General features: G+C 30.1%; 15 protein-coding genes. 13 read left to right on the top strand and 2 right to left on the bottom strand.

Translation table 11 applies throughout. The features are described 5' to 3' along the window. The first annotated feature begins 1 nt into the window (after window position 1). A complete protein-coding gene (locus HMPREF2926_RS04980; RefSeq protein ID WP_070586695.1) occupies window positions 2–526 on the top strand; it encodes a DUF924 family protein in 525 nt (174 codons plus the stop codon). 534 nt (window positions 527–1,060) lie between these two features. On the opposite strand, the gene HMPREF2926_RS11420 is transcribed toward HMPREF2926_RS04980, so the two are convergent. Beyond that, window positions 1,061–1,225 carry a MarR family transcriptional regulator gene (locus tag HMPREF2926_RS11420; protein ID WP_141751547.1) on the bottom strand — a complete coding sequence of 55 codons (165 nt, stop codon included), beginning with the start codon at window positions 1,223–1,225 and terminating at the stop codon, window positions 1,061–1,063. Between the two features lie 352 nt (window positions 1,226–1,577). Between HMPREF2926_RS11420 and HMPREF2926_RS04975 the strand changes: the two genes are divergently transcribed. The 10 genes from HMPREF2926_RS04975 (at window position 1,578) to HMPREF2926_RS04930 (ending at window position 9,895) form a co-directional block, all read left to right on the top strand. Continuing rightward, entirely contained in the window at window positions 1,578–1,790 is a 213-nt protein-coding gene (locus tag HMPREF2926_RS04975; RefSeq protein ID WP_049489289.1) for a helix-turn-helix domain-containing protein, read from the top strand. Beyond that, window positions 1,787–2,485, top strand: a complete 699-nt coding sequence (locus HMPREF2926_RS04970) for a response regulator transcription factor (protein WP_065426928.1) — start codon at window positions 1,787–1,789, stop codon at window positions 2,483–2,485. Before HMPREF2926_RS04975 ends, HMPREF2926_RS04970 begins: the two co-directional genes overlap by 4 nt. Continuing rightward, on the top strand, window positions 2,478–3,563 hold the full coding sequence (locus HMPREF2926_RS04965; protein WP_070586693.1) for a sensor histidine kinase: 1,086 nt from the start codon (window positions 2,478–2,480) through the stop codon (window positions 3,561–3,563). The genes HMPREF2926_RS04970 and HMPREF2926_RS04965 overlap by 8 nt, the downstream gene beginning before the upstream one ends. 278 nt (window positions 3,564–3,841) lie before the next feature. After that, complete coding sequence (locus HMPREF2926_RS04960; RefSeq protein ID WP_070586690.1) at window positions 3,842–4,225, top strand: lactococcin 972 family bacteriocin; 384 nt, start codon at window positions 3,842–3,844, stop codon at window positions 4,223–4,225. A 106-nt stretch (window positions 4,226–4,331) separates the two neighbouring features. After that, complete coding sequence (locus tag HMPREF2926_RS04955) at window positions 4,332–6,500, top strand: membrane protein (RefSeq protein WP_049489287.1); 2,169 nt, start codon at window positions 4,332–4,334, stop codon at window positions 6,498–6,500. Beyond that, a complete protein-coding gene (locus tag HMPREF2926_RS04950; RefSeq protein ID WP_045613439.1) occupies window positions 6,501–7,175 on the top strand; it encodes an ATP-binding cassette domain-containing protein in 675 nt (224 codons plus the stop codon). Then, on the top strand, window positions 7,172–7,768 hold the full coding sequence (locus tag HMPREF2926_RS04945) for a hypothetical protein (protein ID WP_049489286.1): 597 nt from the start codon (window positions 7,172–7,174) through the stop codon (window positions 7,766–7,768). The genes HMPREF2926_RS04950 and HMPREF2926_RS04945 overlap by 4 nt, the downstream gene beginning before the upstream one ends. A gap of 353 nt (window positions 7,769–8,121) precedes the next feature. Beyond that, on the top strand, window positions 8,122–8,484 hold the full coding sequence (locus tag HMPREF2926_RS04940) for a hypothetical protein (protein WP_049489285.1): 363 nt from the start codon (window positions 8,122–8,124) through the stop codon (window positions 8,482–8,484). A gap of 618 nt (window positions 8,485–9,102) precedes the next feature. Then, complete coding sequence (locus tag HMPREF2926_RS04935) at window positions 9,103–9,291, top strand: hypothetical protein (RefSeq protein ID WP_000171299.1); 189 nt, start codon at window positions 9,103–9,105, stop codon at window positions 9,289–9,291. Beyond that, entirely contained in the window at window positions 9,284–9,895 is a 612-nt protein-coding gene (locus HMPREF2926_RS04930; protein ID WP_000240414.1) for a Fic/DOC family protein, read from the top strand. Before HMPREF2926_RS04935 ends, HMPREF2926_RS04930 begins: the two co-directional genes overlap by 8 nt. 192 nt (window positions 9,896–10,087) lie before the next feature. Here the strand turns inward: HMPREF2926_RS04930 and HMPREF2926_RS04925 are convergent, their stop codons facing one another. Further along, window positions 10,088–10,843 (bottom strand): SDR family NAD(P)-dependent oxidoreductase, encoded by a 756-nt coding sequence (locus tag HMPREF2926_RS04925; protein WP_049489283.1) that lies wholly within the window; start codon window positions 10,841–10,843, stop codon window positions 10,088–10,090. Between the two features lie 283 nt (window positions 10,844–11,126). Between HMPREF2926_RS04925 and HMPREF2926_RS04920 the strand changes: the two genes are divergently transcribed. Continuing rightward, window positions 11,127–11,489, top strand: coding sequence for a MerR family transcriptional regulator (locus HMPREF2926_RS04920; protein ID WP_000332322.1), 363 nt, complete (start codon window positions 11,127–11,129; stop codon window positions 11,487–11,489). 297 nt (window positions 11,490–11,786) lie between these two features. Next, on the top strand, window positions 11,787–12,149 hold the full coding sequence (locus tag HMPREF2926_RS04915) for a hypothetical protein (protein WP_049489282.1): 363 nt from the start codon (window positions 11,787–11,789) through the stop codon (window positions 12,147–12,149). Window positions 12,150–12,434 lie beyond the last annotated feature (285 nt).

Raw genomic sequence — 12,434 nt, 5'->3', positions numbered from 1 at the left:
AATGAAGGAAGTGATAAGGTTCTGGTTCGAAGAGTTGAAGCCAGAGGATTGGTTCAAAAAATCAGAAGCACTGGATCAAGAAATGCGGGAGCGCTTTGAGGAACTTTATTGGAAGGCCAGTCGTGGAGAATTGTTCAGCTGGCGCGCTTCCGCCCAAGGGCGCTTGGCAGAGATTTTGCTTTTGGACCAAATCCCTCGGAATATTTTTCGAGGGACGGCCCAAGCCTTTATGACCGATTCGCTTGCCTTGGTCTTGGCCCAAGAAGGCCTAACACAAGCTCAAGAATTACCAGTTGTACAAAGAGGCTTTTTCTACATGCCCTTTATGCATTCGGAATCTTTAACCATTCATGAAGAAGCTCTGCGCCTATTTGATCAACCGGGCTTAGAAAAGCGTTTGAAGTATGAGAAGATGCACATGGACATTCTTCAACAATTTGGGCGTTATCCACATCGGAATGCCATCTTAGGACGGCCTTCGACCAAGGAAGAAGAGGAGTATTTGAAAGAACATTCTGGCTTTTAAGGGAAGATGAGGCCCACAGATTTCAAAACTCTTTTCTCTCTTCATGAAATTGCCTGAAACAGCAGGCATGATGTCAGAGTTCCCTCACCTAGGCTTTTCCAAGCGTCTAAAAAATGGTATAATGAACTGTAAATTTCACAATTTGGAAGGAATGTTATTGCTATGATGAATATGCAAGACTTAATTTAAGATTCTTTAGGTCTTGATATCATTAGAAATCTTGATTTTAAAGGCTTTAGAGTTCAAAAAAAATAACGATATTCAATAATATTACATTATATTGGACAGTAAATGGACAGTGACAGAGTGTTTGAAGGAGAACAAAAGAGGCTTAAATGCCTCTTTTTTATATGTTTGTGGACTAGAAGTAGATAGAATATATAGATAATATGTAACAGTTATACAAGCTATGTATTTTTTAAATGATATCACTTTGATAAATAAATAATCTAGTAGCCTCTAAAAAGACACTAATATATAGGGTGTTATTTGGTATTTTAAATTGACTAGGCTTTTATTCGAACTTGCTTGGAATTACTTATTTTCGGTTGATAGTAGCATAAATGATTTTTCTGTTAATCCAATCAATTTTTTTCTCAAATCAGATTGGTCGAATTTCCGAAGTATCCATCTTTCTTTTTCCATCGATTTTAATAGTTTCGTGACTGTTGGATTGGATAGATCTAAAAAATGCTCGATATTGGAATTCTGTCAATATTTTGGACACATTTTGTGAGGAAAATTTGAAGGCTAGCGCCCTTTGGTTGTTGGTGCACTTCTACGAGATCATAAAATGAATTTTATAATCACGTAGATTGATGTATTGAATATATTTATCAAATACAGTAGATATGTTAATTTTATCAGAAGAGATGGTTCAGACTAAATGGATACTAATCATATAATATTTACTATTTAATTATCAAAATGAATATATGACGGTATAATTAAAATTTCAGAACAAAATTAATCCTCAAATAAAAATTGAGTGTACCCAATGGTTATGGTATAATACACATAAAAATTATATCTAAAGAAAAGAGGAAACGGCATAGCATTAAATTATAAACCCTTGTGGATACAACTCGCCAAAAAGGGATTAAAGAAAACAGAAGTTATTGTTATTACACAGATTACAACTAATGTCATGGCACAGATGGGAAAAAATAAGCCAATCACATTTAAAAATTTGGCAAAAATATGTAATGCATTGGAATGTACTCCAAATGATGTATGTAGTTTTAAGGAGGGTGGAAATGAATGACTGAAATGAAAATAATGCTTGTAGAAGATGATACTAACTTAGCAGAGCTTATAAGGATGTATTTAATATCAGAGAATTGGGAAATCAGCATTTTTCATACTGGAAAAGAGGCGTTAGAGGAATTTGAAAAAAATAAATATGACTTGATATTATTGGATATTTTACTTCCTGATATAAATGGATTTGAAATATGCAAAAAGATAAGAGAAACGTCCACTATGCCAATCATTATGCTTACTGCCTTAGAAGATCCTATTCATAGAGTGCAAGGATTGAATATAGGTGCAGATGACTATATCGTAAAACCGTTTGAACCATCTGAATTGATTGCGAGAATTAATTCTCATTTTAGAAGAAATTATGTATTTACAAAAAATATTGTAAATACAATTAATTGTGATAGAGAAGTTAATAATTTAAAGATTAGCATTAAAACACATAAAGTTTACTATGGTAATATAGAGATTGAACTAACACCAAAAGAATTTGATATTTTGTGGTTGCTTATGGAAGAACCTGGTAAAGTGTATAATATGGATGATATACACTATAAAATATGGGGTGATAAGGTGCTAGAAAATGAAGTTAATCCAGTTATGGTTCATGTAAGAAGAATTAGAAGTAAGTTTGAAAAGATTGGGTTAAAATCAGTCATATTAACTGTTTGGGGAGTGGGGTATAAAATCAATGGGTAAGAAAAACCGTTTTTTTGTGGAAGGTATTATTTATCAAATACTATGGATATTTTTAAGTACAATCCTATTTTTCATTATTTACAAAATAATGGATAATTCTTTTGTTGACAGTGTAGATCCAGAATTGCCATTAGATAAATTTGCTTCCTTTTATTTTGAAATAGGTAAATATATAATACTTTTACTAGGGGCTGTTGCTATATTGATAGGGACATTTATAATACAGGAAAAAAGGTTTTATGTATATAATCAATATTTTGAGTCTGGACTGAATTATCTTAAAAGTGAAGATAAAGATTTAATACCATTTCATGAGTCATTATCAAAGGAACGAGATTTGTTTATAGAACTTCATAATTACAATAAAGAACTTGAAAAGGAGTATGAACTGGTATATAAAGAAAAAACAGATCTGCTAACGTATTTAGCTCATGATATAAAAACTCCTCTTGCGAATATGATAGGTTATATAACACTATTAAAAGACGAAAAAAATCTTTCTGAAGAACAAAAAAATAAGTTTGTTGATGTTATATATGAGAACATAAAATATTTAAATCGTTTAAGTGAAGATTTTTTTTCATATTTAAAATTCAATTTAAATGAAATTCCACTAAATTTAACGGATGTAGATATAAAAATTTTTTTTAGCCAGTGGGAAGAAGAAAAAAGTTTATCTATAAAAGATCATCTTTTAATTTTGGAGTTTTTAAATTTGGAAAACAGTAAGATTAAAACGGAACCACAACTTTTACTTAGAATAATGGAGAATCTGATTACAAATGCAGTTAATTATTCTGTGAAAGGAACAAGCATAAATATAAAGGTTGAGGAAATTAATGGAATGTTAAAAATAAGTGTTATAAACGATGTTTCTCCAAATTTAAATGTGAATTGGAATATGGTTACTTCAAAGTTTTATAGGGGAAATTTATCAAGACGAATAAGCAATAATGGATCGGGACTTGGACTTACAATTGTAAGTGACATTGTAAAACACTTGGGTGGAAATTTTGAAATTGGAGAGGAGAATAAAAGAGTTTGTGCTAAAGTAATACTTCCATATATATTAAATTAAATCGCAAAGAAAACGCAAGAATTATTTAAAGATACCGTTAAGTATAAAGCAAAGAGCTATTCTATAATATAAATAAGGATAGCTCTTTTATATTTGAATGGAATTATTAATTTGAATCATCATCTGTGATTATAAATATATAAAATGGAGGTGGAGTTTTATGAATTATAATAATTCTCATAGGTATAGGAACGGAGATTGAGTAGAGTTTTTGAAAACTTTATTCGGAAGAAAAATTTTACAAAAAGTTTAAGTATTTGAGAGAGGAGAATTTTATCATGAAAAAATCATTGTCATTAGTATTATTAACAGGTTTTATGTTAGTATCATTCGTACCAGCATTTGCAGCAGAAAAAACAAACTTACCATATGTTGAAGGTCTTGGTTATGAGGTGGAAGTATTTGAAGAAGATTATACTCTGCCAAGGTTGTTCAGTTATGATAGCGGATGGAAAAGTTTTTTAGGTGGAAAATGGAGACATGGTGTAGGTAGTGTCTATGTTTGGTCTAAATACGATCACAATAATAAAACACATAAAACTACAGTACAAGGCGCTGGTGGTCAATTCTCTTATTCGGGTTGGACAAGAGCTGGAAGTAGAGCAGAAGCTTCTTGGGAAAAAGCTTCAAGTGGTAATAGAGCTTGGGCTGATGTTAAATAACAATAAATAAAAATAGTTGAACGAGTTTGAGCGGTGCCACGTTGTTATTTTAGTATTGTGGCATTACTCATACTCGTTATTTTTATAAAGTTGGAGATGATGCAGAATGAAAAAAACAGTGGGTATACTGGCAATTTTACTAATTATAGTGATTGGTATAGGAAAGTTTTTCTATTCAGACGGTATGTTTTTAAATATATTCTTAAAAGAGTTTAATACTACTGTAAACATTGTAACAAAGCCAGAAATAGCTGATAAAACAATAATTGAATTGCAGAAAATCGCCAATAAAAATGATTTAAGCTTCATAAAGGAAGAATATATTCCTAAGAATAGTAGATTTGATAAACAGAAAATAAAGATTTACATTCATCTAAATGATTCTGAATGGTTCAAGAAATCTTTTAGAGATATATCTATTGCTGATAGCAAAGACAAATTGAATGATTTTGAGAATGTAAAATCAATGAGTTTACTCACGTCAAAAGATATAAGCTTAATTCCTTTTGAAAACGTCAGCAAGGAAAAAGTTAATGGGGATTATCATGTAAGAGGTACGGAAGTAAATATTAATAAGTTTATTGAAGAAATAAATCAAAATGAAAAATTAAAAACAGAGGTCGTGGTTAATCCGGATTATACTGTTTCTAGTGAATTCACACAGAAACAAGCATATCTATATATGCTTACGGTTTTTATTATATTTGTAGCTACTGTCTTTTGTCTAATTATTTATAATGGGATGCTTTCAAAGGAATTATCGATATCAATTTTACTAGGATACGACAAATTAACTTTAGCTATTTCTAAGGTTTTAAATATTCTTGCAATACCAGCAATAGTGGGACTTGTACTGACGATTGGAATTATAGAATATTTAGTTGCTCCTAGTGATATTTTAGGATTTATGATATCAATGAAAACAATACTTATTTTAGTTGCTTTTATAATAGGGGGGCTAATATCAATAGAGTTTATATTGATTTATCTCAAATTAAAAGGAATTAATGTTATTACCTTATTGAAAGGTTATAGAAGAAGTTATCATAGAAGTTCTTTTCTTATAAAAACAGGGTCGATTGTTATGGTTCTTTATTTAGCAATTGTAAGTATTTTAGGACTCGCTGATTACTCGAGTATGAAACAATACATTCCAACTTGGGAAAGCTCAAAATATTATGCAAATATGGCTTGTGCATGGTCTTGGAGTTATGAAAAAGATGATGATAAGTTCCATGAGATTGTTATTCCAAAGATGAATAATTTATGGAATAGTTTGGACGATAGTGGAGCAATATTATTTAATGCCCCAAACGTTAGAAAAGAGGGAATGAATGATGATGAGGAGTATCTAAATCAACAACCGTTTCAAGGCAATTATGCCTATGTAAATAAAAATTATTTACATATTGCTAATCTCTTAGATAAAGATACGAATAAAATAGAACAATATAAAATACATGAAAATGAGTGGATTGTTTTTGTTCCAGAAGATGTTAAAATTACTGAATTTGACAAAGAAAAAATTCATGAAGATCATATTTTTCAAAATATAAAAAAACAAGGTACAATTACAGAAACATATGTAAGGCTGAAAGATAATCAAAGTGTATTTTCTTTTGATAGTGGCAAAAGAATTGATGAAGCAAACTTGAAAAATTATGTTTTGGTAGCAGTAAATGGGAAAGAATTACTCCCAGATTATGGAATCAAACTATCATCTTTAGTAAATGGGCAGCTACATCCATATGTCAAAGAGCCTAGTAGAGGATACGAGAGTTTGAAGGACATAATTGAAGAAACAGAATCTGAGCCGTTTATACTCTATATCAGCTCAGTCTACGATGATATAGTTTCAAGAATAGACGAATATAAGATGGAGGCAAGTATATATGTTATTGGTCTTGTCTTATCTATTGTTATTTTAGCAACGTTATTAAAAATAGATAAAGAAACATATTTTTATAATCATGGACAACGAATAGATGTTTCTAGGTTGTTGGGATATGGATTTTTTGATATACATCATAAGAAAATTATTGAAAATATCGTTGGTTATATCATAAGTATTATTATTTTATTTATGGTTATTATGGTAACAGGAGTAATAAGTGATGTTGGACTGTTTATACCAAGAGATGGTTGGAGTATGTCTAAACTTTTGATTAGTTTAATAATAGGTATTTGTGGAAGCCTTATATGTTTTGGCATAGAAATTTTACAACTAAAGAAAAGTGAAAGAAGCATTGTACTTAGGTTAAAGGAGGGGTATTAAATGCAAAAAGAAAAGGAATTGCAAATAACCTTAAGAAATGTCTCTAAGAAATATGGGGAACACAGTATTTTGGAAAATATTAGTTTGGATATTTATAAAGGAGATTTTGTTTGTATCTTTGGGAAAAGTGGAGGAGGAAAAACAACACTTTTGAATATAATTGGGACATTAGAAAATTATGATAGTGGTAGTGTAACCTGTTTTTCAAATCGAGATCCTATAAAAGATCCTAAAGTAGGAGAGCTATTACGCAGAGAAAAAATTGCTTATTTATTTCAAAATTTTGCTTTGGTGGAAAAAATGACGGTTGAGGAAAATATGATGCTTGCTGCCAAATACAATCAAGAAAAAAATAAGAAAAATCTTATAGAAGCTGCCTTGAATAAAATGGGCATTTCAGACAAATTAAAATCGAAGGTTTATGAACTTTCAGGTGGAGAACAGCAAAGGGTAGCCCTTGCAAGAAATATGATAAAACCGTTTGAAATTATGTTGGCGGATGAACCGACAGGTTCTCTTGATTATGAGAATAAAAAAATTGTAATCGATACACTTATTAGATTAAATGATGAAGGTAAGACGATCGTAGTTGTAAGTCATGATAAGGACTTTGAAAAAGTAGCACATAAGAATTATATTATTGAAAAGTCAGCTATAAGGGAGGTGTTAAGATGAAAAGGAAGATTGCTTTATTAGTACCGGTTATAGCACTGTGCATTTGTGGTTTATTCTTTTACATGAACAGAAATAGTGATGATATTGATGTTGCATTTACAGTAAAAAATGAAACAAAAGAAAAAATAGATACAGTGGGTATTGCGATGGGGAAAAAATGTATTTTGAATAGAACAAATGGAGAAAAATTTTATTTTCCAAAAGATCTAGTCAAAGAAAAACAAGACAAAGCTATTGTTTTTGTAGTATCTAAAGATGGAATCATAGCAAAGTCAGGTGAAATAGATTTAAAAGAAAATAAAGAAGTAAGCATAAGGGAAATTAAAGAAGGAGAAATATCATTGGATATAGCTGCTCAAAAAACAGATATAAAAATTAGTATTCCTAGATTAGATGCTTGGAAAGTTAGTACAGATGAAAAATTTATCAAGGGTTCTTATGAAGCAAATACTGATTCGCAATATACATTATATTTATTAGGAAAAGGAGGAAAATTAGGTATTTCCAGTACAGAAATGAAAGGAATACGTGTTATTGCAAGTTGGGAAAAACCGAAAGATAAAATAGATAGTTGGCTTATATTTAATGATTAAAAACACAATATTTGTAATAAAAGTTGTAAAATAATAATTTATTGTTAGGGGAGGATTTTATACTGACCCCAAAAAGATAGACAAATAGGCTATCCAAAGGATTTAGTTCTGTATTTCACATGACTAAATCCTTTTAGTTTTACCTGGACAACAAGTGAACTATAAACGGGTATTTAGATTTATTAAAAATAACCAAATTTGTATCAATTTCATTTTTGAATTCATCAGATTTCCCGAAAGTTATTATTTGCTATTATAATAGACATTTCTTCATTTTTCCGTTATAACAGACACTGACATACTCTTGTAATATTATTTTGGTATAATTAAAATTATAGAAGGAGGCACAGATTATGAGAAAATTAATAGGTATATTACTACTTTCATTATCAATAATTACGTTAATTGCTTGCTCTAAAAACAACTACCAATCTTTAGATGGTGAGTATTATTGGATCTCAAGTGAAAGAAACGAGTTAGCGTTTACTATTAAAGGAAATAATGCTTCCATTGAGCATGGAGAAGCCGACGGCTTTACCATTAACAAACAAAAGAATACGATCGAATTAACTGGACAAAATATTGCAAGTCGAACAGAAGAATATTCATTTAAAGATGGGGTCTTTTCTGTTGATATTAGTGGAGTTAAGCACGACTACTATCTTAAAGATAGCGAAGCATATAAAAACGCTCTAAAACAATATGGATATAAATAACATTATTCACACCTATTTTACCGAATAGGTGTTTTTTTTGTGCTAAATAGATTACTTCAAAAAACTTTTAAGCTTATTCTTAACCGAATAGCTTATATTTCATGTAAATTAGCTTAATCAAAGAAATTGGATTATATTTTATTATACAATGGATTCATGAATAATTTAAAAGAAGCAAATATTAGAAAAGTCATTTGGCATATTAGACGTCACCTAAACGAACTATTAAACTCACAGGATGAAAAATATAGGAAACATGAAATGTTTCACCTAAGATCTAGTATTGAATGTTTAGAACGTGTAATGAACAACGAAAAACCCTATCCACCTATGGATAGGGAAGAAGTGTTTTAAAAGTCATTGTATCTATTATATTATAAAATTTAGTATTAACAAAAGTATGTTTTTTAAATGATAAAAATAGATACGACCATCCCAGATAGGTTTTCTATCCCTTTTAGAAATTTCTCTGTAATAGTGTAGGAGAGATTTTCCTCCTACAACCGTTTCATAAGTATTAATCTATACGCTTACATATATCTTTTGGTCTCTATCCCTTTAGGTAAAAATACCGATTTTATGGTATAATAAAGATAACGTTATACAAGGAAGTGTGCCATGACTCTTGATGTAAATAAAGAAGAATTAACAATTTTAGGGATTCCCTTTGATAACTTTTCAGATTTCGATACCGTCTGGTATGCTATTGGGTCATCAATGATTGAAAATTATGAACCTACTGTTCAAGATGTGATTGATTTAAAAACTTATGTTATCAACAAACGAAAGGAATTGAATATTGGTTAAAAATCAATACGAAGGCTATGAGTACATTGACCCCAATCACCAATATACCTATCCAAATTCTACAGTCTTAATCAACAAACAAAATATTACAAATATTGAAGAAGCCTATCGGAATGAGCATTTATTCGTTACTAAAAGGCTTGCAGACTTGCGCTTGAAAACCATTGAAGTATATTCCATTAGTGATATTTTAGCCATTCATAAATATTTATTTCAAGATGTCTATGCTTGGGCGGGGCAATTTCGCAAGGTGAATATCTCAAAAAATGGGAATCCTTTTATGTCAATACAATCTTTCAGTACTGCCCAAGTATATATAAACCGCCTTATTCATACCTATTATCAAACTGCTAATTCAAAAGATGGGATTATTAAACAATTAGCAAAAATTCTTGATAATCTTAATTATTTCCATCCCTTCCGAGAAGGTAATGGACGAACTCAACGAGAAGTTATTCGTTCCTTAGCACTGTCAAAAGGATATTCTGCACAAATACGTGTTGAGCAAGATGACGAGGTTTACAATCTTTATATGGACGGAACAGTCTATGGAGATTTAAGAAAGTTAGAAGAACTACTTGGTAAAATACTGGAAAAATTGTAAATTAGTCTACAAAAATACTTCTATATTTTTAAATATCCTAAATATCACAGAAAATTATAACTTACCAAGGTTTAAATCATAATAGATAGACAAAAAGCTTCTGAAATCTAACATTTCAGAAGCTTTTTTCTTGTCATAAAATGGCTACAACTATTATTATTCAATACATATTATATCTATTTATTAAAATAATTAATAATTAAGTAGTGGTCCGCTAAGATGAAATTCAAAATTTGTAACATCAACTAAACCAACAACTTTGTCACTTTGATATAATTCCATCAAAAATTGTGCCATCTCTTCACTTGTGTGATATTTAGCAAAATGCTCATCATAATCATATTCTTTAGAATCTGTAGCAACTTGACCGAATTCCGTTTTTGTGGCAGCTGGAGCTAAAACCTTAGCTTTTAATTGATGTTGATTTGCCTCTAGTTCCAATGCCAAGCCTTCTGTAAAAGCACTGACATAAAATTTACTTGCACAGTATGTAACTGCATTTGGAACCATCATGTATCCGCCTCTAGATGATAAGTTAATCAATTGAGCGCCTTTACAATCTTTATAATCTCTCACATATAGAGTTGATAGAATTGTTAAAGCTTCAATGTTTAGATGGATTAATGTTATTATCTTTTCTAAATCTTGAGATTCAACCTTATCATAATTTCCAAAACCAGCATTATTTATTAGCGTAGTAATGTGATATTTTTTCAAGCTTTCATAAAGAGCAAAAACATTACTGGACTTCGATAAATCAACAACTTTAATAACAACATCTAAATCCGGATAATGGTTCAAAATCTCTTGCTTCAATTTTTCTAGTCGTTCTTGACGCCGAGCAATTAAAATAAGATTCGTTCCTAATTTTGCAAATTGTCTTGCTGTCTCCGCTCCTATACCAGCACTGGCTCCAGTAATACAAGTATAATTCTTCGTTTGTTCCATACTATTTTCTCCTTTACAGATTGCTATTTGCATTTTTTATAAGAGTCGCTGCTCCCATCAAGGTTCTTGACAGCCTTATCACTAAGCCCCTTTGGAGCTCTCTATTCCTTCAAACCAATTTTTCGTCTATATGGTATTACCTCCTCTCCTAGCTTTATATCAAATTCCTTTGATACTATGTATTTTACATAGTAAAGCGCACTTTATGTCAAGAGAAAACTGAAAATTTTTTAATTTTTTAAAAATTATGCTAAAATAATAAAAAATAAAGGGGGGAAATATTATGGCTTACTATTCTATTGGAGAATTTGCTAAAAAAACTGGACTTCCTATTCCCACACTTCGATACTATGAGCAAGAAAAATTGATTTACTCACACAGAGAAGAAAATAATCGTAGATACTATGATGACTCTGATATAGCGTGGGCTCAATTCATTATTAGATTAAAAAAGACAGGAATGTCTATTAAAAATATGCAAGAATACGCTGACCTAAGATATAAAGGAGACTCCACAATTCCTCAACGACTTAGACTACTATTTTTTCAACTTGATGAACTTCATAAGCAACAAACTGAAATTAACCAACATATTGATTTTCTTGAAAAGAAAATTAAAACTTATTTAGGTATTAATCCTAATTAGCACCATTATTATTTTCTTTATCTAAAAAAGGGATTGACAATTGAACTCTTTTTATATTACTTGTTAAATGGTTGTAATTGGGATTTTCTTAAGTTGAACTTGTAAAATAGAAGTGTATACATTTTTAATCTATAGTCGTAGAGATTTAGTAAAACTATAGCCAAATATAGATCTTTTTCTATAATTTACTAATGTCTGTTATAATGGACATTATTTGAAATTTCCATTATAACAGACATTAATACAGTTTTGTAACATTATTTTGGTATAGTAATATTATAAAAGGAGGCGAGAAACATGAGAAAAATTGTTAGCATATTATTGTTGTCATTATCAATAATTACGTTAATTGCTTGCTCTAAAAACAACTACCAATCTTTAGATGGTGAGTATTATTGGATCTCAAGTGAAAGAAACGAGTTGGCATTCACTATAAAAGGTGATAAAGGTTTCATTGAACATGGAGAAGCCGATAACTTTAAGATTGATAAACAAAAGAAAACCATTGAGTTAACTGGACAAGATATTGCAAAAAGGACAGAAGGATATTCGTTTAAAGATGGGGTCTTTTCTGTTGATATTAGTGGAGTTAAGCACGACTACTATCTTAAAGATAGCGAAGAATATAATAACGCACTAAAACAATATGGATATAAATAACATCATTCACACCTATTTTCTCGAATAGGTGTTTTTTTGTGCTAAATAGATTCCTTCAAAAAACTTTTAAGCTTATTATTAACCGAAAGTCAAATCTATTTTTTGTTCAAATTTTGGTCAAAGAAACAAAATATACCATCCTATTTTAAAAAACCGAATTGTGATGATTGCCGATAAACAAACACTTTGATTTTTCTTTTTATTTCTTTATTCTTCTTATCATGCAAGATTCAGAGAATAAAGCTAGTTGCAGCCACTGCTCCAACACTAATTAAGGCTTTAGTT

Origin of the sequence: Streptococcus sp. HMSC078D09, from assembly GCF_001813675.1 — a bacterium.
GTDB lineage: Bacteria > Bacillota > Bacilli > Lactobacillales > Streptococcaceae > Streptococcus.
Note: the sequence above shows the minus strand (reverse complement) of the source record. Positions and strands in the feature narration are given on the sequence as shown.